The 21,275-nt window shown below is 66.0% G+C and carries 16 protein-coding genes; 10 read left to right on the top strand and 6 right to left on the bottom strand.

Going from position 1 to position 21,275, the window contains the following annotated elements; all coding sequences use genetic code 11:
* Nucleotides 1-11 precede the first annotated feature (11 nt).
* The 5 genes from LFT43_RS02385 to LFT43_RS02365 form a co-directional block, all read right to left on the bottom strand.
* Nucleotides 12-1,469 (bottom strand): rhamnulokinase family protein, encoded by a 1,458-nt coding sequence (locus tag LFT43_RS02385; protein WP_395800895.1) that lies wholly within the window; start codon nucleotides 1,467-1,469, stop codon nucleotides 12-14.
* Nucleotides 1,466-3,502, bottom strand: a complete 2,037-nt coding sequence (locus tag LFT43_RS02380) for a bifunctional aldolase/short-chain dehydrogenase (RefSeq protein ID WP_395800893.1) — start codon at nucleotides 3,500-3,502, stop codon at nucleotides 1,466-1,468. Before LFT43_RS02380 ends, LFT43_RS02385 begins: the two co-directional genes overlap by 4 nt.
* 4 nt (nucleotides 3,503-3,506) lie before the next feature.
* A complete protein-coding gene (gene rhaI, locus LFT43_RS02375) occupies nucleotides 3,507-4,673 on the bottom strand; it encodes an L-rhamnose isomerase (protein ID WP_395800891.1) in 1,167 nt (388 codons plus the stop codon).
* 599 nt (nucleotides 4,674-5,272) lie between these two features.
* A complete protein-coding gene (locus LFT43_RS02370; RefSeq protein ID WP_395800889.1) occupies nucleotides 5,273-5,746 on the bottom strand; it encodes a MarR family winged helix-turn-helix transcriptional regulator in 474 nt (157 codons plus the stop codon).
* Between the two features lie 115 nt (nucleotides 5,747-5,861).
* The gene (locus LFT43_RS02365; protein WP_395800887.1) at nucleotides 5,862-6,593 is read right to left on the bottom strand and encodes a hypothetical protein; all 732 of its coding nucleotides are present in this window, start codon (nucleotides 6,591-6,593) and stop codon (nucleotides 5,862-5,864) included.
* 170 nt (nucleotides 6,594-6,763) lie between these two features.
* On the opposite strand from LFT43_RS02365, the gene LFT43_RS02360 reads away from it, so the two are divergent.
* The 9 genes from LFT43_RS02360 (at nucleotide 6,764) to LFT43_RS02320 (ending at nucleotide 18,990) form a co-directional block, all read left to right on the top strand.
* Nucleotides 6,764-7,915, top strand: coding sequence for a sulfite oxidase (locus tag LFT43_RS02360; RefSeq protein WP_395800885.1), 1,152 nt, complete (start codon nucleotides 6,764-6,766; stop codon nucleotides 7,913-7,915).
* 93 nt (nucleotides 7,916-8,008) lie between these two features.
* Nucleotides 8,009-8,581 (top strand): SRPBCC family protein, encoded by a 573-nt coding sequence (locus LFT43_RS02355; protein ID WP_395802861.1) that lies wholly within the window; start codon nucleotides 8,009-8,011, stop codon nucleotides 8,579-8,581.
* On the top strand, nucleotides 8,574-8,969 hold the full coding sequence (locus LFT43_RS02350; RefSeq protein ID WP_395800883.1) for a hypothetical protein: 396 nt from the start codon (nucleotides 8,574-8,576) through the stop codon (nucleotides 8,967-8,969). Before LFT43_RS02355 ends, LFT43_RS02350 begins: the two co-directional genes overlap by 8 nt.
* A 41-nt stretch (nucleotides 8,970-9,010) precedes the next feature.
* Nucleotides 9,011-10,261, top strand: coding sequence for a cation:proton antiporter (locus LFT43_RS02345; protein ID WP_395800881.1), 1,251 nt, complete (start codon nucleotides 9,011-9,013; stop codon nucleotides 10,259-10,261).
* Between the two features lie 555 nt (nucleotides 10,262-10,816).
* The gene (locus LFT43_RS02340) at nucleotides 10,817-11,440 is read left to right on the top strand and encodes a hypothetical protein (protein ID WP_395800879.1); all 624 of its coding nucleotides are present in this window, start codon (nucleotides 10,817-10,819) and stop codon (nucleotides 11,438-11,440) included.
* Nucleotides 11,441-11,523: 83 nt separating this feature from the next.
* Entirely contained in the window at nucleotides 11,524-12,252 is a 729-nt protein-coding gene (locus LFT43_RS02335) for a YcnI family protein (protein WP_395800877.1), read from the top strand.
* Nucleotides 12,253-12,356: 104 nt separating this feature from the next.
* Entirely contained in the window at nucleotides 12,357-12,989 is a 633-nt protein-coding gene (locus tag LFT43_RS02330; protein ID WP_395800875.1) for a DUF4232 domain-containing protein, read from the top strand.
* A gap of 75 nt (nucleotides 12,990-13,064) precedes the next feature.
* Nucleotides 13,065-18,101, top strand: coding sequence for a DNA glycosylase AlkZ-like family protein (locus LFT43_RS02325; RefSeq protein ID WP_395800873.1), 5,037 nt, complete (start codon nucleotides 13,065-13,067; stop codon nucleotides 18,099-18,101).
* Nucleotides 18,094-18,990, top strand: a complete 897-nt coding sequence (locus tag LFT43_RS02320; protein ID WP_395800871.1) for an Fpg/Nei family DNA glycosylase — start codon at nucleotides 18,094-18,096, stop codon at nucleotides 18,988-18,990. Before LFT43_RS02325 ends, LFT43_RS02320 begins: the two co-directional genes overlap by 8 nt.
* Nucleotides 18,991-19,094: 104 nt before the next feature.
* Here the strand turns inward: LFT43_RS02320 and LFT43_RS02315 are convergent, their stop codons facing one another.
* Nucleotides 19,095-19,715 carry a YitT family protein gene (locus tag LFT43_RS02315; RefSeq protein WP_395800870.1) on the bottom strand — a complete coding sequence of 207 codons (621 nt, stop codon included), beginning with the start codon at nucleotides 19,713-19,715 and terminating at the stop codon, nucleotides 19,095-19,097.
* 59 nt (nucleotides 19,716-19,774) lie between these two features.
* On the opposite strand from LFT43_RS02315, the gene LFT43_RS02310 reads away from it, so the two are divergent.
* Complete coding sequence (locus LFT43_RS02310) at nucleotides 19,775-21,271, top strand: PLP-dependent aminotransferase family protein (protein ID WP_395800868.1); 1,497 nt, start codon at nucleotides 19,775-19,777, stop codon at nucleotides 21,269-21,271.
* Nucleotides 21,272-21,275: the final 4 nt, after the last annotated feature.

Genomic DNA, 21,275 nt, shown 5'->3' with positions numbered 1-21,275 from the left:
TCCAATACTACTTAAGAACTCAATTCCTGAAGTGCCGCCGTCCCCGCGCGTGCGGGCTCGTAGCGCTGCAGCGCCGAGCTGGCGGCTACCAGCCGGCGCAATTCCTGAAGGCTGCGGTGCTCCCGGGCGGCCGCGCGTGCCTGCACCAGGACGTTCCCGAGCGCCGTCGCTTCCACGGGACCAGCAACGACCGTCTTGCCGATGGCATCGGCAGTGAGCTGGCACAGCGGCCGGTTTTGCGAGCCGCCGCCCACGATGTGGACCACGGACGTCTGATTGCCGGACAGCTCTTCCGCTCGTGCCAGGGTTCTCGCGTAGGCGGCCGCGAGGCTATCCAGAATGCAGCGCACGACGGCGGCCGGACGGTCCGCGAGGACGGCGCTGGTGGCGCGCACGGCGGATCGGATCCGCTCGGGCATGTTGTCCGGCGCGATGAACGCGGGATCGTCGGCGTTGATTTGCGGGCCTCCGGCAGGCAGTGCGGCCGCGGCGTCGAGCAGGCTGGCCAGCGACGACGCGTGCCCTTCGGCAGCCCAGGCGCGCATGCATTCGCTGAGCAGCCATAGCCCGCCCACGTTGCGCAGGTACCTGATGGTGCCGTCGACCCCGCGCTCGTTGGTGAAGTTGGCCAGGCGGCTCGCTTCGCCAAGGACCGGGCTGTCCAATTCCACGCCCACCAAGGACCACGTTCCGGAAGAAATGTAGGCGAAGTCTTCGCGCGACGCCGGCACCGCGGCCACGGCCGAGGCGGTGTCGTGCGATCCCACGGCAACCACCGCAGTCTCCGCCGGCAACCCTGTCCGGGCCGCGATATCCGGCAGCAGCGTGCCGACGGGTTCGCCAGGCTGGATGATGGCGGGGAAAATGTCTTTGGGCAGGCCCAGCGGCTTGAAGAGTTCCGCGGCCCACTCCCCCGCGACCGCGTCGAAGAGCCCTGTGGTGGACGCATTGGTGGCCTCGGTCCGGCGCTGCCCCGTGAGCTTGAACGCGATCAGGTCCGGAATCAGCAAGGCCTGCACGCCGCGCAGTTCCCGCTCGGTGGCGAGCTGGTAGATCGTATTGAACTGCAGGAATTGCAGCCCGTTGGTGGCGTAGAGCCGCGCCGGATCCAGCACCTTGTGGACGTTCGCTACGGCGGTGCGGCCCCTCTCGTCGCGGTAGCTGAACGGCTGCGCGAGGAGTTTGCCGCTGGCATCGACCAGCCCGTAGTCGACGGCCCATGTGTCGATGCCGATGCTGACGATCCGCTCCCCGCTCGCTGCGGTCGTGTCAGCGGCCGCCGCAAGTCCCTTGAGCACCTCCTCGAACAGGGCGTCGAAGTCCCAGTGGAGTCCGCCGTCGAGCTCTACCACGCCGTTGGGGAAACGGTGCACCGTTTCCAGCGAGACGCTACCCTCACCCACGCGGCCGAGCATGACGCGCCCGGACGACGCCCCGATGTCGACGGCGACGAACAACTGGACGCTCATCGCAGGAAGGCCGCGGCGACGCCCGCGTCCACCGGGATGTGCAGGCCCGTGGTGTGGGAGAGTTCGTTGCTGGTTAGCACGGCGGCGGCGTTGGCCACGTGCTCGGGCAGGACTTCGCGTTTGAGCAGGGTGCGCTGGGCGTAGTACTTGCCCAGTTCCTTCTCTTCGACCCCGTAGACGGCGGCGCGCTTCGCGCCCCAGCCGCCGGCGAAGATGCCGGAACCGCGGACCACGCCGTCGGGGTTGATGCCGTTGACGCGGATGCCGTACTCGCCCAGTTCCGCCGCCAGCAGGCGCACCTGGTGGGCCTGGTCCGCCTTGGTGGCGGAGTAGGCGATGTTGTTCGGGCCCGCGAACACCGAGTTCTTCGAGGAAATGTAGACGATGTCCCCGCCCATGCCCTGATCGATCATGACCTTCGCCGCTGCCTTGGAGACCAGGAACGAGCCCTTGGCCATGACGTTGTGCTGCAGGTCCCAGTCCTTCTCGGTGGTTTCCAGCAGCGGCTTGGAGATGGACAGGCCCGCGTTGTTCACGATCAGGTCCAGCCCGCCGAAGGCGAGGACGGCTTCCCGGACCGCCGCGGCCACCTGGGCTTCGTCGGTGACGTCTGCCTGGATTCCGAGGGCGACGTCCGCGCCGCCGAGTTCGGCGGCGACAGCCTGCGCGTTGTCCAGGTTGAGGTCCGCGATGACCACGCAGGCGCCCTCTGCCGCGAGGCGGGTGGCGATCGCCTTGCCAATGCCCGACGCCGCTCCGGTCACCAGCGCGATGCGCGTGGCGTGCGACTTTGGCTTCGGCATGCGCGCGAGCTTGGCTTCCTCGAGGGCCCAGTATTCGATCCGGAATTTCTCGGATTCCTCGATGGGCGCGTATGAGGAAATAGCCTCCGCGCCGCGCATCACATTAATCGCGTTCAGGTAGAACTCGCCGGCCACGCGTGCGGTCTGCTTGTCCTTGCCATAGGAGAACATGCCCACGCCGGGGACCAACACGATGGCCGGGTCCGCGCCGCGCAGGGCGGGGCTGTTTTCGTCGGCGTGGCGGTCGTAATAGGCCTGGTAATCCTCGCGGTACGCGGCGTGGAGTTCCTTGAGGCGATCGATGCTTTCCTCGATGCCCGCGTCGGCAGGCTGGTCCAGGACGAGCGGCTTGACCTTGGTGCGCAGGAAGTGGTCCGGGCAAGAGGTGCCCAGTGCGCCGAGGCGGGGATGCTCGGCTCCCTCGAGGAATTCCAGCACGCGAGGGTCGTCGCTGAAGTGGCCCACCTGCGGCTTGTCGGCGGAAGCGAGGCCGCGGATGACGGGGGCCAGGGCGGCTGCCTTTGCGCGACGCTCGGCTTCCGGAAGCGCGGCGTAGCCCGGGAGTTTGGCGCCGAAGGGTTCAGCTTTCCCGTTCTCCGCGATGTAGCGTTCGGCCTGCTCGATGATCCACAGGGAGTTGGCCTCGGCTTCCTCGCTAGTGGTGCCCCAAGCGGTGATGCCGTGGCCGCCCAGGATGGTGCCGATTGCCTGCGGGTTGGCTTCTTTGATCGCGGCAATGTCTAGTCCCAGCTGGAAACCGGGGCGGCGCCACGGAACCCACACCACCTTCTCGCCGAAGATCTTGGACGTCAGCGCTTCGCCGTCCACCGCCGTCGCAATCGCGATGCCCGAGTCCGGGTGCAGGTGGTCCACGTGCGCGGCGTCGACCAGTCCGTGCATCGCGGTATCGATCGACGGCGCGGCGCCGCCCAAGCCGAACAGGCAGTAATCGAACGCGGCCACCATTTCGTCTTCACGCTCGACGCCGGGGTAAACAGCCTTGAGTGCCCGCAGCCGGTCCAGCCGCAAAACCGCCAGGTTTTCCGCCTTCAGCGTGCCCAAGTCGCCGCCGGAACCCTTGACCCACAACAGCTCGACGTCCTCGCCGGTCACCGGATCCTTTTCCGTGCCCTTGGCCGAGGTGTTCCCACCCGCGAAGTTGGTGTTCCGCTTGTCCGCACCCAGGCGGTTGGAACGGGTGATCAGTTCTTCAACAGTCTTGTTGCTCATGTTCCTATGCGCCCCATCCGGCTTGCTGGCCGCCCACGCGGTCCTCGTTGATCTTCTTCTGGTAGCCACTGGCCTTGAACGACGTCGTCGGGTCCGCGGGCAGGCCGCGCGATTCACGCCACTCGGCCAGGACCGGCCGGACATCGGTGTAGAAGGCATCGTTGAAGATGCCGTTGGCGGCCAGGACATCGCCCTCGCGCTGCGCCTCGGCCAGCGCGGCGCCGTCGATAAGCAACGCACGGGCCGTCATTTCCTGGACGTTGAGCACCGAGCGGATCTGGCCCGGGATCTTCTCCTCCAGGTTGTGGCACTGGTCCAGCATGAGGGCGACGCCGGATTCTTTACCGAAGCCGCCTCCGCGGATGACCTCGTGCATGATGCGGAACAACTGGTAGGGATCCGCGGCACCGACGATCAGGTCGTCGTCGGCGTAGAAACGCGAATTGAAGTCGAAGGACCCGAGCTTGCCCAGGCGCAACAGCTGCATGACGATGAACTCGATGTTGGTGCCCGGGGCATGGTGGCCGGTGTCCAGGCAGACGAAGGCCTTCTCCCCCAGGGCAACGGTCTGCGCGTAAGAGGTACCCCAGTCCGGAACGTCGGTGTGGTAGAAAGCCGGCTCGAAGAACTTGTACTCCAGCACCAGGCGCTGCTCCGCGCCCAGGCCGGCATAGATCTCCTGCAGAGACTCGGCCAGGCGATCCTGGCGGCCGCGCATGTCATCCTGGCCCGGATAGTTGGTGCCGTCCGCCAGCCAGACCTTCAGGTCCCGGGAGCCCGTGGCATGCAAGATGTCGATGCACTCCAGGTGATGGTCGATAGCGCGGCGGCGCACCGTTGCGTCCGAGGACGTCAGGGAGCCGAACTTGTACTCATCGTCCTGAAAAGTATTCGAGTTGATGGTCCCGAGTCCGACGCCGAGGTCCTCCGCGTACTCGCGGAGGGCGGAGTAATCGTCCACCTTGTCCCAGGGGATGTGCAGCGCCACGGTCGGCGCGAGGCCCGTCAGTTCGTGGACCTTCGCGGCGTCGGCGAGCTTCTCCTGGATGGTCCGCGGCGTGCCCGGCGTGCCGAACACCTTGAAGCGTGTACCCGAGTTGCCGTAGGCCCACGAGGGAACTTCGATGGCCAGCTCTTCCAACCGGCCCAGCGCCGTTGCTACGTCTTTCATGATGGTTGGTTCTCGCATTCCGTGATGTCCAGCGCAAAGCCCGGGAGTCTCCGGCCTCAGATCAATGTGGTTCGTTTGAATCGTTTCATTGATACGATTCAAACTACGCGTCCCTTGAGAAGGTTGTCAAGGGAGAATTCCGGAGGACTTGCGTCCATTAGGTGCAGGGAACTCACGCCGCCCCGACGGGGCCCGTCCTGTTGCCTCGCGCCTCACAACGTCGATAGCATCATGCTGGGTTATGCAGCCGGCCCTCGGAACTCTTCCATGGAGTGACCATGATCCGCGACGTGCCCGCTGCTTTGAACTCCCATTCCAAAACCTCCGGCCCCGCTGCGGCTAAGCCGGGAGCTGCGCTGTGAACGCGCTATTGACCTCTTGCCTGGAAGGGCAGTTGGATCCGGTGGAAGGGCTTGCCAGGCTGTCAGGTGCCGAGCTCACCTTTTTGGCCGACGCTCTCTTCAAGCTTCTCGACGCCGGTAAGCCTGAGTTCGGGGTCAAATCCTGGTACGACGCGGTCTTGGACGAATTGACCGCCCGCGGTGAGGGGGCAGTGCGCGGGGGGCGTGCCGCCGTCGACGTTCCCGCTCGTTGCGCGATCAGTCTTCGCCCCGCGCGGACGCGTAGGGGACGCCGCCACTGACGCCTGCGGGTGTTTGTCGGCCTGCCAGCTCGCGCACGAGTACTTTCAACTCCTGCCTGAACATCGAAGTATCGATGGACACTTGGGCGAGGACTTGCTGCTCAGATTCGACAGCCCGCTCCAACGCAGCCGTGCCGGCGTCGGTCAGTGACACCACGTGCACCCTGCGGTCCTCGGAACCGCGTTGGCGCGTGATGTGGCCGTGGGCTTCGAGTCTATTGAGGGTCTGACCCATGGTCTGGGCCTGCACCCGCACAATCTGGGCCAGAGTGGTCTGAGTGATGGGACCGGTGGCTGCAAGGACTTCCATCGCTATGACGCCAGCATGGGTAAGGCCGATCGACCTGAGGTTTTCATCCCAGGCGTGCTCCACCAGCCGGGCCGCTGTAGACAACAAGCGCCCCGTGGGCCACCGCTCAATATCCGGCATGTCTCCATTGTAGATGCGGGGGGATTTTGGGGGGGTGGGGGTGCGGGTGGCGACCCTCCTCAGCAGCGCGTGCAGGGCCGGGCAGGGCCGAGCCGGCCCGGCCGGGGGAACGTTGCTACAACCCAAGGTCTTTCTCTGCGGTGACCCAATTATGGGCAATGGCTTTCTGCGCGTCCGCGAGGGCAATCCGGTGGGAACAAACGGCTTTATTGAGCCGCGTTTCAATGGCGTCCTTCGGGTTAGTGGTTCCCGGGGCGCCCTCGCGGTTCGGCTCGGGCCACAGATTGGACACCGCGTTGGTGCCACCGAGTTGGAGGCTGATCAGGTGGTCGAATTCAGTGGAAGAAACCGGAACCAGGCCGTATTGCTGGAGGCTGAGCTGCTTGACCTTGTCCGTGTCCGCGGCAGGGGCACGGACGGTGGCAGTGTAGCCGGACCTGCAGATCGTACTGCCGATGTTCTCTTCGCTCACGGCCGGATCAATGGCACCGGGCGTGCACGATGGGTCAGGAAGAACCTCGCCTTTGGCGGCGTTCAGTGTCCTCACTTTGCACTGATCGGGAGAGAGTGCGATATCCCTGCTGACCTTGTCCGGTGAATGGATGGCTTTTGGCGCGGTTTCCTGCACCACGACGGCGTCGGGGGCGGCGGCAGGTCCCGTCGCGCCCGGCTGGACGGGTTCGACGTCGTCCCCTGCGTCCGCGGCGACAGCCGGGGACGCTGTGGCATCACTGGAGGCCGCCGTTCCTTGGGTTTGTTGCTGGCCGACGTACCAGAGCCCGCCGACCACAATGAAACCGATGAGGATGACAGCGAGAAGGACATGGGTTTTGCGTGTAAAGGTCATTTTTCCTGTGGTTGCACGGACTGGGACCGGGGCCGCCGGCGCGAAATGGGAGGTCTCCGGGCCCACCTCCCCATTTCTACCGTCAGAGCACCCGGGAGCCCGCGAGGCGCGCAGGCGATGGGGTCAACTCGAGTAATGACACCCCGGCGGGCGGCGCCCATACTGGGAGCATGAGCGTCAAGACCCGCCGCACAGCGGAGGGCGCCGCTGTTGCCACCCCGGCCACCACCGCGCCCGCTGCTCCGGCAGAACCAGCCGCACCGCTTGCACCAACCACGGGTCCCATCACCCGCGAAGAACTGCGACTCGCTTCGCGCAACCACGCCATGCCCTTGGAGATGCTCCGATGGCCCATCACACCGCTGGGCATGCACTATCTCCTGGTCCATTTCGACATCCCCCGGATCGATCCCGTCTCCTGGCGCCTGAATATTGGCGGCCTCGTGGACCATCCGCACGGGTACACCCTGCCCGACCTCCAGCACCGCGAGCGCCGCACTCACGCCGTCACAATGGAGTGCGCCGGCAACGGCCGCTCGCGGCTGGAACCGCGGCCTGTGAGCCAGCCCTGGGACCAGGGCGGAATAGGGACAGCTGAGTGGACCGGAACCCCGCTCGCTCCGTTGCTGCTCGACGCCGGGGTCTCACCAGACGCCGTCGAGCTCGTTTTCACAGGCGCGGACCGCGGGATCCAGGGCGGCGTGGAGCATCAGTACGCGCGCAGCCTGACGCTCGCGGAAGCAATGTCCGACGACGTCTTGCTCGCCTATGAGGTCAACGGCCAGGCCCTGCCACCGCAGCATGGCTACCCCGTCCGGTTGCTCGTCCCGGGTTGGTACGGGATGACGAGCGTCAAATGGCTGCAATCCATCGAGGCAATTGACCACAGCTTCGACGGTTTCCAACAGCTCGACTCCTACCGCTACACCCAGAACGCGGACGATCCCGGCGAACCCGTCCAGCGGATTAAAGTCCGCTCCCTCATGGTTCCCCCGGGCGTTCCCGATTTCTTCACGCGGCAACGCACCGTCGACGCGGGGCCGGTCCAGCTCAGCGGCCGGGCTTGGTCCGGCAACGGAACTGTGGACAGCGTGGAAGTCTGCGTGGACGGCGTATGGGAGAAGGCTCAACTCGAGGCGCCTGCCGGCCGGTATGCGTGGCGCGGATGGACGTTCATGTGGATCGCAACAGCCGGTTCCCACGAACTGGCATGCCGTGCAACCGACTCCACCGGACAGACTCAGCCCGAGACGCCGGAGTGGAACTATCAAGGCATGGGAAACAATGACATCCAACGGCTGACCGTGACGGTCAGGGAGTAAACGGTCCTCGAGCAAGCCCGGGCTAGGCCGTTGACCGCGTGCAACGGCGTGAGTACTGTGAGTCCACTATCCATCCGCGCCGTGGAGGCAGCAATGGGCGGCACTTCCAAGAGCAACGCTGACTACGAGTTCCTCACCGTGTGGCGCGTCGCGGGAACCCCGCATGAGGTCATGGATATTTTGGGCGACGCCGGAACGCTGCCCCGCTGGTGGCCGTCGGTGTACCTGAGGGTTGTTCCACTCGATCCAGGAAATGCTGATGGCACGGGAAAGGCCTTCACCCTACACACGAAGGGTTGGCTGCCGTACACCCTGCGCTGGAGGTTCAAGGTCACCGAACCCATCACGGAGCAAGGTTTCGCGATATCGGCGAGCGGTGACGTGAACGGCACCGGGCGCTGGACTTTCGAACAGGATGGGCCAGAAACGGTGGTCACGTATGACTGGCGAGTCAGCGCATCGAAAACGCTGCTCCGGCGGCTAAGCTGGCTCCTCAAGCCCGCCTTTTCCGCGAACCATCGTTGGGCGATGGCCCGCGGTCAAGAAAGCCTCGCCCTGGAATTACGACGACGACGTCCCGGCACAGACCCTTCCAAGGTCCCACGTCCGGCGCCGCCCACGTTTGCAAGCAAATACCGCTGGCCAAGGAGTACAACGCATGCCTGACGATAACAAGGGCGAAGTCCGCTGGTTGCCGCAGCCTGAGGAGCAAGATTATCCGGGCGCGGCGAACTATCTATCCCTGCTTGAATCCGACGACGTCGTTGCCACTATTGTCGCCTCGCTCATGGCCGCTCCCATCCAGCACCGCAAGGCCAAGGACATTCTCCGGGCCGCGAGGCTGGTGCTGTTGCCCGAAGACAACGCCCACGTGGCGTCGGACCTGAAGAAGATCAAGGAGGGCAGGAAGCTCTCGCCTATCCTCATGGTCAGGGGCGACCTGGCCCGGGGCATTCCCGCGCAGGTGGCCGATGGCTACCACCGGGTGTGTGCAAGCTACTACACGGACGAGAACACCGACATTCCGCTCAAACTGGCTGACGCGCCCCGGTAACCACCGCATACCAACCGCAACGGCGGTAGAAGGAGGAACGTGTGTCGTTCTTTCAGCTTTCGCTGATCGCCGCGGTCGCGCTCCTCGGGCCGCTGCTGGCGCTGCCTCGGAAATGGCACATTCCCGTGGTACTCGGACAGTTGCTGGCAGGCATCGCCATCGGGCGAACCGGGCTTGGGCTGGTGGACTCCTCCGATCCGACCTTCACTTTCGTGGCCGACGTCGGGTTCGCGCTGATCATGTTCGTCGCCGGAACGCATGTCCCCGTGCGGGACAAAGCCATCCGTCCCGCACTGGGTGGCGGCGCCCTGCGAGCCGGCATCGCCGCGGTGCTGGCCGCCGTCGTCGGAGTCGTCATCGCTTTTGCCTTCGGCACGGGACATGCTCCCCTTTATATCGTTCTGCTCGCGTCCTCCTCCGCAGCGCTGGTCCTGCCGATCGTCGACTCGCTTCGTCTGACAGGGCCGAAGGTCCTCACGACGACGGCGCAGGTTGCGGTGGCGGATATCGCTTGCATTGTGGCGCTTCCGCTCGCCGTTGACCCGCCTAATGCGCCGAGGGCAGCGGTCGGGGCCGCCGTCGTCGCGGCGTGCGCGGCGGTTTTGTTCTTCGTGCTTCGCTGGCTGGAGAACAGCGGTAACCGCGGACGGCTGCATGACGTGTCCGAAGACCGGAAGTTCGCCCTGGAGCTGCGGATCCAATTGGCGCTGCTCTTCGCACTTTCCGGGCTGGCAGTCCTCGGCCACGTGTCCATCATGCTGGCCGGGTTCTCGTTCGGCCTTGTGGTCTCGGCTGTAGGCGAACCCAGACGCTTGGCGCACCAACTCTTCGCCGTGAGCGACGGCTTCCTGGGGCCGGTGTTCTTTGTCTGGCTTGGCGCATCGCTTGACCTGCGTACCCTCGCGGGGAGTCCGCAAATGATTCTCCTCGGGATCTGCCTCGGCCTGGGAACCCTGCTGGTGCATGGAAGCCTCCGGGTCCTCGGCCAGCCCCTGCCACTCGCGGTGTTGGCAGCCTCCCAATTGGGAGTGCCGGTTGCCGCCGCCACCATCGGCTCCCAACTGCATCTGCTGGAACCGGGAGAAGCCGCGGCCATGATCCTGGGAGCGCTCATCAGCATCGGGGCAAGCACTATCGCCGGCTCGCGGGCGGCCCGCACGTTTTCGGAGGCGTCCTCGGAAGCCGCAGGCGAGGGTCCGGCCGGGAAAGGGCCGGCTGGCAAAGGCCCGGCAGGCAAGCCCTCCGAAGGTGGTCCTGCCACGGCTGCCGGATCGCCCGAACCTGCGGCGTGACATCCGGTATCCTCAGGTTCAATACAAGCTGGCCTGGCGGCTGCACTTCAGCGAAATCGCCAAGCAAGTCTCCACGCGTGAAGACACCTTGTACGTCATTGCCGGCACTTTCGGTACGAACAAGCGGAGCGAACTCGCGCGGGAGTCACTCCGTGAAGTCTGCAGCGCCCAGGACCGAAACATCGTCTTGTGCGTTTGGGAATCTTCATCGTCATGGGGGCTTCAAGTTGCTGACTACGCGCTTTGGGCTGTCCAACGACGCTTGGAAGAGCGTGAATGCTCGTGGTTCGAGCCCGTGATCCAGCCGCAGTTGAAGTCTTACTTTTTCCCTTGGGGCCGGGCAAGGTAGTGGCCAGCTATCCACGATTTCTTGGAAGACATCCCATGGATTCTTGGAAGACATCCCATGGACGTCTTTTCACTGACCACTATCAGTGTAACCGGCCAAGCTGAGGGAGTCACGCAACCAACCGCGTCACACGACCCATCCGAAGGCGCTCCGGCCACGAACCCCCGGTAGAATTACCGGGTTGAACGCTACCGAGGGAGGAACCCGTGCGCGCATCGCATGCCCGGACACCCTTCCATGCCATGCGCTCGGGCGCTCTTGCAGTCGCCATTGTTGCCCTCGCGGCAGGTGCCCACGTCCTCTCCGGCGGCGCGCTTCCCGTCGCGCCCGTCCTGCTGGCCGTCCTCGCACTGACTGGGCTCGTCACAACCCTTGCCACCCGGTTCAAGCTCGGATTCCCGGTCATCGCCGCGCTACTTGGAGCCGGACAGCTGGTCCTGCACGAGGCGTTCACCGCATTCGGCCCGCTGGCCGTCGCGGCTCCTGGCTCACCGGCGCACCACATGGGGGTGGAACACCTTGCCCCGGCTCTCGGCACCGGAACAATGCATCTGCACGAACTCGACACCCCCCTCAGCTGGTTGATGCTGACGGGACACGCCATTGCGACTGCTGCCTCGGCATTCCTTTTGGCGAGGGGAGAGCAAGCGCTGTGGCAGCTCGCGGCGTGGCTCCGGCCCCTTCTCCAACTCCTCCGCCTGGTCTTCAGACCCGACGCCGGCAGCTCAGCTGTTGCGTTCAGCGCACCCGCCGTATTTATCCCCCGCCCGTGGCGGAACCTCAGGCAAGACAGCAGACGCGGCCCGCCCGCCGTCGTCGTACTCTCCTGACTCCGCCCGGCACCGCCTTCAACTGGTGACGGTCACATCCCCATACTTTGGCGCTTTAGCGCGCCCGTTGAAAGGCAACAACCATGAAAAAGTCCTCACTCCGCCGTACCCTCTCCGCCGCCGCAGTCGCAGGCGGCACCGCCGCATTGATGATGGCAGGCCTCTCAGGCGCCTCGGCACATGTCTCGATCAACCCGGACAATACCACGGCCAACTCCTACGCCCTGCTGACCTTCGGCGTCCCGCACGGCTGCGACACTTCGGGCACCACCAAGATGACCATTAACCTGCCGGAGGAACTGACGGACGCCACGCCCACGGTGAACCCCAACTGGACCATCGAGAAGGTCACGCAGACGCTGCCCGAGCCGAAGAAGCTGTCCGACGGCACCTCCATCACCAAGCGGACCAGCCAGATCGTCTACACGGCCAAGGCCCCGCTGGACCCGCACCAGCGCGATGCCCTGGTCTTGTCCGTGAAGCTGCCCGACACCGCTGGCAAGACCCTCTACTTCCCCACGCTCCAGAACTGCGAGCAGGGGCAGACAAACTGGGCTGAAATCCCGAAAGACGGCCAGGATCCGCACTCGCTGAAGGCTCCGGCGCCGTCGCTGGGCGTCACCGCAGCGGATGCCGCTGCGGGTGATGGTCATTTGGCTGCTTCAATCTCCACAGAGCAAGCAGCTTCCGCGTCCGACGACGGTTCGCAGGCGCGCAGCTGGGCCGGCCTGATCGCCGGCCTGGCGGGGCTGGGGCTGGGCGGCGCCGCATTCTTCCGCGGCCGTTCCACGCGGGCTTCAGCGTCCAAATAACGACTCCGCTGCTTGGCGCCCGGAACATTACGATCCGGGCGCCAATCCGGCGCCGTTGCCGCGCCTTAGTTGACTCGGGCATATGACGACGAAATGCTGTGCGCATGACGAATATGCGAGTCAAGAACGGTCTCCTGCTCACGATGGCAGCGGCCTCGGTATTCCTGCTCTCCGGCTGTTTCCAAGCCCAGGCCCAGGGTCCGGGCACCGGAACGCCGAGCGGTTCGGCTTCGGCCTCTTCCTCGATGCCCACGTCGAGTGCTCCCAGCGCTAGCGGCAGTTCCACGCCATCAAGCACCGGGACCACGGCATCCGGCGTCCCTCTCTGCAAAGCAGCCTCGCTGACACCTTCCGTCGATTCCACCGGCGGCGGCGCCGCGGGCAGCCTCTACATGAAGCTCATCCTCACTAACTCGGGCACCGAATCCTGCGTGCTGAAAGGGTTCCCAGGCGTCTCCCTCACGACCGGACCCACCGGCGATCCGATCGGCGCAGCCGCCGCGCGCGACGACACCCAGCCAGTGACAGATGTGGTCCTCGCTCCGGGGAAGGCCGGCTTCGCCCAACTCCGCTACACCCAAGCCGGCAACTACCCGGACTGCACCCAGGCTACGGCCGCAGGCTTCCGTGTCTACCCACCCGAGGACACCGCTTCGGTGTTCATCCCGCAGCAGCACCAGGCCTGTAGCAACGCCGCGATCAACCTCTTGAGCGTTCAGGCTTTCCAGGCGGGGTAGTGGCGGGGTTTAGTGCGGCCCGGCGGTTTAGCCGCTGAACCTTATCCTGTCGGTGCCGTGAGGCATGATGGAGGAATGCAGGAGCGGGAGCTACCGGGCGGTTCAGGCCACACAGCCATGGACCGCTTCAGCCGTGCCACGCGGGAGTGGTTCCTGGGTGCTTTCACCGCGCCCACACCGGCCCAGGACGGCGCGTGGAAGGCCATCTCGTCCGGCTCCCACGCTCTTGTGGTGGCGCCCACCGGTTCCGGCAAGACGCTCGCGGCCTTCCTGTGGGCCCTTGACCGGCTCTTGTCGGTGTCCGCGGATGCTCCTGCTGATGCGCTTCCAGGGCTTGAGGACGCACCCAGTCGGGCTCGGGCCAAAGCCCCCAAACGCAAGACCCGCGTCCTGTACATCTCCCCGCTCAAGGCTCTCGGCGTCGACGTCGAACGCAACCTCCGCTCGCCGCTGATCGGCATCACGCAAACCGCGAAACGGCTCGGGTTGCCGGCTCCGCTGGTCAGCGTCGGCGTCCGTTCCGGGGATACGACGACGGCGGACCGCCGCGCGCTGCTCAGCCACCCGCCGGACATCCTCATCACGACGCCCGAGTCCCTGTTCCTGATGCTGACGTCGAAGGCCCGGGAGACGCTCAGCGAGGTGGACACCGTGATTGTGGACGAGGTCCACGCAGTTGCCGGCACAAAGCGCGGCGCGCACCTCGCGGTGTCCTTGGAGAGGCTCGATGCGCTGCTGCCCAAACCCGCCCAGCGGATCGGGCTCTCGGCCACAGTGGAGCCGCGCGAACTCGTGGCGCAGTTCCTCGCGGGTTCGGCTCCTGTGGAAATCGTCGCACCGCCGTCCCGTAAGAACTGGAATCTCAGCGTCAGCGTCCCTGTGGAGGACATGTCGGACCTGGCGGGGGCGGCCGGCGCCTTCGACTCGGGACCCGCCTCCGGGCTGCAACCTCAAGCGTCCATTTGGCCGCATGTTGAGGAGAAGATCGTCGATCTTGTCCTGTCCAAGCAGTCAACCATTGTCTTCGCGAACTCCCGGCGCCTCGCGGAGCGCCTCACCGCCCGGCTCAACGAGATCTACGCGGAGCGCCAACTCATGGCGGTGGATGTGTTTTCCGCTGCGGCGGATTCCGTGGCGGACTCGGTCCCGCCTGTTTTTGGGGTGCCGTCCTCAAGGCTTCCATTCTCGGGGCGGCCGGCTTCGACGGCGACTCCCGCGCACATGATGGCCCAGGCCGGAAGCACCCGCGGCGCCGATCCAGTCTTGGCCCGGGCACACCACGGCTCCGTGTCGAAGGACCAACGGGCACTCATCGAGGACGACCTCAAATCCGGCCGGCTGCGGTGTGTTGTGGCCACGTCATCCCTGGAACTCGGCATCGACATGGGTGCGGTGGACCTGGTAGTCCAGGTCGAGTCGCCGCCGTCGGTGGCCAGCGGACTGCAGCGGGTAGGCCGCGCCGGCCACCAGGTAGGCGAGATCTCCGAAGGCGTGCTCTTCCCCAAGCACAGGGCAGACCTCGTCCACACCGCCATCACCGTGGAACGCATGTTGAGCGGCCAGATCGAACGCCTGCATGTTCCCGCAAACCCCTTGGACATCCTGGCCCAACAAACCGTAGCCGCCACAGCGCTGGGAAGCATCGAGGTTGAGGACTGGTTCGCCACCGTGCGCCGCTCCGCCCCCTTCGCCACCCTTCCCCGCTCCGCTTTCGAAGCAACCTTGGACCTCCTGGCCGGCCGTTATCCCTCGGACGAATTCGCCGAGCTCCGGCCGCGCATCGTATGGGACCGCAACGCCGGCACCATCGAAGGCCGCCCAGGAGCACAGCGCCTTGCCGTGACCTCGGGAGGAACCATCCCGGACCGGGGACTCTTCGGCGTCTACATCATCGGCACCGAAACCGAAGGCTCTGGTTCTGGCTCTGGCGCTGGCGGCGCTCCTTCGGCTGGAGGCGCTCCGGAAGCGTCCGCGCAGGAGCCCAGTCCGGCGTCGCGCGCTGCCAAAGGCGGCCGGCGCGTCGGCGAGCTCGACGAAGAAATGGTTTACGAATCACGCGTCGGGGACATCTTCGCCTTGGGTGCCACGAGCTGGAAGATCGAGGACATTACACATGACCGCGTCCTTGTCTCGCCCGCCTTCGGCCAGCCCGGGAAACTACCCTTCTGGAAGGGCGATTCCTTGGGCCGTCCGGTGGATCTCGGGCGCGCGCTGGGAGCATTCGTGCGCGAGCTCTCCGCTTCGGATCAAGGGCCGGCCCTGGAACGCTGCAAGGCCAGCGGCCTGGACGATTTCGCCGCGGGCAACCTGCTCCAGTATCTGGGCGAACAGAAGCAGGCCACGGAAGTCGTGCCGAATGACCGCACGCTGGTGGTCGAACGGTTCCATGACGAACTCGGCGACTGGCGTGTAGTCCTGCACAGCCCCTTCGGCATGCCGGTCCACGCACCGTGGGCCCTCGCCGTCGGGCAGCGGCTCCAGCAGCGCTACGGGCTGGACGGTTCCGCCATGGCCGCCGACGACGGCATCGTGCTGCGGGTGCCGATGATGGAAGACGAACCTCCCGGAGCCGAGCTGTTCCTCTTTGACCCGGAGGAACTCGAGCAGATCGTGACGGCGGAGGTTGGCGGCAGCGCCCTGTTCGCCTCGCGCTTCCGTGAATGCGCTGCCCGCGCATTGTTGTTGCCGAGGCAGAATCCGGCGAAAAGGCAGCCGCTGTGGCAGCAACGGCAACGCTCGGCTCAATTGCTGGACGTCGCCAAGAAATACCCTTCCTTCCCCATTGTTCTCGAAACCGTGCGCGAGTGCTTGCAGGACGTCTACGACCTCCCCGCTTTGAAAGACATTGCCGCTTCGATCGAGCGCCGTGAACTGCGCTTGGTACAGACCACCACCCAGCAGCCCTCCCCGTTCGCCAAGTCGCTGCTCTTTGGCTACGTGGCGCAGTATCTCTACGAGGGCGATTCACCGCTCGCCGAGCGCCGGGCCGCGGCGCTGGCCCTCGACTCCACACTCCTGAACGAGCTCCTGGGCAGGGTGGAACTGCGCGAGCTCCTGGACGCCAAAGTCATTGAGGCCACCGAACTTGAGCTCCAGCGACTGGCAGCGGACCGGCAAGTCCGTGGCATGGAAGGCGTCGCGGACTTGCTGCGCTTGCTGGGACCCCTCAGCGTGGAAGAAGTGGCTGCCCGTTTGCAGCCCGAAGAAGGAGTGGAGGCCGCTGCGCATCTGACGGCGTCGCACCTCGCGGCCGCCTCGCACCTGGCTGCTTTGCGGAAGGCCAACCGCGCCCTCACCGTGACCCTCAGCGGCGTGGAACGATTCGCGGCCATCGAGGATGCAGCCCGGCTCCGTGATGCCATAGGCGTTCCGCTGCCCATGGGAGTACCACTCGCCTTCATCGAACCCGTCCATGACCCGCTCGGCGATCTCGTCTCCCGTTACGCACGGACCCATGGGCCCTTCACGGCCGAGGAAGCTGCGGCCAGGCTGGGACTCGGTGTCGCCGTTGTAAGCACTGCCCTGAAACGCTTGGCAGCGGACGGCAGGGTGGTGGAGGGCGAGTTCCGTCCGCACCCCAGCGTGCCGGATGCGGTTCCCGGTGAGGCACCTGTCTCGCCCGAGCCGGCGGTGGCGCCGGAACTACCGGCTGTTCTCCCGGGCAGCGAGTGGTGCGACTCGGAGGTGCTGCGCAAGCTCCGGCGTCGTTCCTTGGCCGCGCTGCGCGCCGAAGTGGAACCGGTGGACGCTGCTGCGTACGGCCGGTTCCTGCCTGCCTGGCAAAACGTGTCCGTGCCCTCTGCAGGCCGCTCCCGTGGCGCCCCGGCGCTGCGTGGGCTGGACGGCATCATGACGGCCGTCGACCAGCTCTCCGGTGTGCCCGTTCCGGCGTCGGCCTGGGAGTCCTTGGTGCTGGCCAGCCGGATCTCGGACTACCAACCAGCCATGTTGGACGAGCTCATGGCCGCCGGTGAAGTCTTGTGGTCCGGTGCCGGATCGCTGCCTGGGAACGACGGTTGGATCAGCCTCCACGTGGCCGAAGCCGCTGAACTGACCCTCAACCCGGACCCTGAATTCGAGCCCGGCGACGCCCAGCTCCGCCTCTTGGAGCATCTGCAGACTGGTGGGGGTGCCTACTTCTTCCGGCAGCTCACCGAAGTTGCGGGCGGCATGGATGCAGTGCTCAGCGACGACGCCGTGGTGTCCGCCCTCTGGGATCTCGTTTGGGCGGGCCGCATTACAGGCGACACGTTCGCCCCCGTCCGCGCGATGATTGCCGGGGGCCGCACCGCGCACAAGCAGCCCGCCCGGCCGCCGCGAGCCAGGTCCCTGCGGATGAGCAGGCTCGGCCGTTCGCACGGCACGGGGCTGATGGGATCACCCGGGCTCACGGGCGGACGCTATGGCTCGGTCACGGGAGCGGCACCCACTCCCCCGTTGGCTGTTGGCCGTTGGTCCGCGTTGCCCGCTTCCGAGCTCGACCCCACCACCCAAGCACGCGGTACCGCGGAACTCCTCCTCGACAGGTACGGCGTCGTGACGCGCGGATCTGTGATGGTGGAGAACATCGTGGGCGGATTCGGCCTGATGTACAAGGTCTTGGCCCGCCTGGAGGAAGCCGGCCGGTGCCGCCGTGGCTACTTCATCGAACACCTCGGAGCCGCCCAGTTTGCCGTTCCCGCCACCGTGGACCGCCTCCGATCCTTCACGGAAGATGCCCAACTCGCCAAAGCCGAGCCTGTCGCCTTGGCCCTTGCCGCCACGGATCCGGCCAACCCGTATGGCGCCGCCCTCCCCTGGCCCGCGCTGGCTGTCGACGCCGGGTCGGGTCACCGTCCGGGACGGAAAGCCGGAGCCCTGGTGGTAATGGTCGACGGCGCCTTGGTTCTATACGTTGAGCGCGGTGGGAAGACCTTGCTTACCTTCAGCCATGACGACGCCGTCCTGGCGGCTGCCGCTGCCGCCCTCGTTGGCGTAGTGCGCCGGGGCGCCGTGGATAAATTGATCATGGAGAAAGCCAACGGCCATGAGCTTCTGGACACTCCAGTGGCCTATGCCCTTGCCGCGGCCGGGGCGTACTCCACGCCCAAGGGATTGAGGATCCGTGCCTGAGGGCGACTCGATCTGGCGGGCCGCCGCGGAGCTGCACAAGGCCCTTGGCGGGCAGACGCTAGTCTCCTCGGATTTTCGGGTGCCCAGATTCGCCACCCTGAACCTGGCCGGATGGACCGTGTCCGAGGTAGTGCCGCGGGGAAAACATTTGCTCATGCGATTGCTGGGGCCTGCTGAGGCCGGGGCCGCCCAAGAGGCCGCGCCGGACATGCCGGGGTCGGTACGGGCCGCGCCGGACACGCCTGGATCGGCTGATGCCGGCCCACCGCGCCGGGCCCTGACCATCCATTCGCACCTGAAAATGGAGGGAAGCTGGCAGGTCTATCCCCCCGGGGGACGCTGGAGGAAACCCGGCCACACGGCCAGGTGCATCCTCCGCACGGCGACTACCGACGTCGTCGGCTTCTCGTTGGGAATCCTGGAAGTGATCCCGACGCCGGAGGAGGCCCGAGTGGTGGGGCACCTTGGGCCGGATCTACTGGGGCCGGATTGGGACGCTGCCGAAGCTGTTCATCGGCTACGATCCGCGCCGGACACTCCGATCGGGCTAGCTCTCCTCGACCAACGGAATGTGGCTGGCATCGGCAATATCTACCGCTGCGAGGCGTGTTTCCTGGCAGGATTGCATCCTGCCGCGCCAGTATCGGCTGTTCCTGATTTGGCGGGGATGCTCAAGGAAGCCAAAGTCCTGCTTGAGGCCAACCTGGGACCTGGACCTCGGACGACGCGCGGCCCGCGAGCCCTGCGTCCCGGGTACTGGGTGTACCGCCGTGAGCACAAGCCGTGCCTTCGCTGCGGTACGCCCATTCGCCGCGACGTGCTGGGACCGGCGTCAGGGCTGGAAGACCGGGACATCTATTTCTGTCCGGAGTGCCAGCCCGGTCCTTGACGCTGCCCGCCTCGCCTGGCGACGCAGAATTTTCCTAGCGCCTCCGGAATTCCGGGAATTCCGGAGGCGCCAGGTAATTTATGCGTCGCCGGGAAGAATCCGCGTCATGGCCCGGCGAGCACCTCCTCGGGGGCAACCTGGGAGGCCTTCTCCGGGACCGTGAAGAGAGGCAACAGCAACTGCACTAGAGGACCGATGGCCAAGGCATAGACAACAGTTCCCACGCCGACAGATCCGCCAAGCAGCCAGCCCACGCCGAGCACAACAACTTCGATCAAGGTCCGGGACAAGCGCACCGACCAACCCGTGCGGCGGGCAAGCCCCGTCATGAGTCCGTCGCGGGCGCCCGGGCCAAGCCGAGCGCCGATGTAGCAAGCAGAGGCGATGCCGTTGAGGACCACGGCACCGGCGAGCATCGCGATCTGCCCACCCAAATGCGAGAACGCGGGGATCAGGGCCAGGCCGATGTCCGCGAAGACACCCACCAGCACGGCGTTGGCGAGGGTTCCAAAGCCGGGCATCTGCCGCAGCGGTATCCAGAGGAGCAGGACCAGGAAGCTGACAACCACCACGACAGTGCCGATGCTCCACCCGATCTTCCCCGCGACGCCCTGGTGGAACGCATCCCAGGGATCCAGGCCAAGGCCGGCCCGGATGAACATGGCCAGGGAAACCCCGTACATTGCGAGGCCGATCATGAGTTGGGTGATTCTGCGGGTCATCATGAAACCATGCTCCCGAAAACTGGCATTGCTTTCCATAGCCAGTTTGCAATACTGGTCTTATGCCCGGATCCCTGAACCCCACAGCCATGGTGCGTCTCCTCGGCCCTTGGAACATTGGCGCCGCTCCCGCCTATCGCGAGCTTGCCGACGTCGTACGCCTTTTGGTGATGGACGGGCGCATCCCGCTGGACGTCGCGCTGCCGAGCGAGCGCGCACTTGCGGTCACTTTGGGAGTCAGCCGGACCACCGTCACCGCTGCCTATGCCAGCCTTCGCGAGCAAGGATTCCTCAGCGGCGGGCAACGCAGCAGGGGCCGGACGGGCATTCCGCACCGAACCGTTCCCATCGGCGGACCGGGCCTCGCTGTTCCCGATGGGATTCTTGACCTCGCCTACGCCTCGCTTCCGGCAACAGGCGAAGTGGTTCACCGGGCTTTTGCCGATGCGTTGGTTGATCTCCCGGCGCTGTTACCGAGTTTCGGTTACGACGCAGTCGGCCTCCCGACCCTCCGGGAAGCCATCGCGGACCGCTACACAGCGGCCGGGATCCCGACCACGTCCGCGCAGATCTTGGTGACTTCCGGGGCTCAGCACGCGCTGAACATCATCCTGAAAACCCTGGCCGGGCGGCAACAGAAGGTCCTCGTGGAGCACCCCAGCTACCCCAACGCGCTCGATGCGATCCGCGCTTCGGGCTCACGCACAGTGCCGGTACCGATGCCGCCCGCCACCGAGCCGACGTCGGGCATTGAGCTGGGGTCGGGCAAGGATCCGGCCTCGGGCGGCTGGGATATCGAGGGCATGGTGGCCGCGATGCGCCACCAAAGTCCCGCCATGGCCTACCTCGTGCCGGACTTCCACAACCCCACAGGGCGGATCATGTCCAACCTCCAGCGCCGCCGCTTGGTCCGCGAGGCGGCAGGTACGGGCACCGTACTGGTGGTGGACGAGACGCTGCGGGAGCTGAACCTCGACGCCGTCACTACCTCCCCGCTCGCCGCCTTCAGTTCGGCGGTGGTGACCATCGGTTCGCTGAGCAAATCGCATTGGGCCGGGCTCAGGACCGGGTGGATCCGCGCTGAGGAAGACCTGATCAGCCGCTTCGTGCAAACCCGGACCACCATGGATCTGGGCGGGCCCGTCGTCGAACAATTGGCCGCTGCGCGGCTGGTCCGCGCCTTCACTGAACCGCTGGACGCCAGGCTTGAGGAACTGCGACGGAACCGGGAGGCTCTCCTCGGGCTTCTCGCCGAACATCTGCCTGATTGGCACGTGGAACGGCCGCGAGGCGGGCTCACGGCATGGTGCAGGCTGCCGACGGCGTCGAGTACTGCGCTCACCGTCGTCGCCCCGGATTTCGGGTTGCGACTGGCGGCCGGGCCGCGTTTCGGGGTCGGCGGGGCTTTCGAGCACTTCATGCGCGTCCCGTACACCCTTGCGCCGGCCCAGCTTGAGACGGCGGTGCTGGCACTACGGGACGCCCAGGCCAGGCTCGATGCCTCGCCCCAGCTCCGGAGGACCCTGAAGGCGCCCAAGGAAGCGGCCGCGGTCGCGTAGTCGC

This window comes from Arthrobacter sp. FW306-04-A (genome assembly GCF_044358315.1).
GTDB lineage: Bacteria > Actinomycetota > Actinomycetes > Actinomycetales > Micrococcaceae > Arthrobacter.
This window is presented reverse-complemented; position numbering and strand designations above follow the sequence as displayed.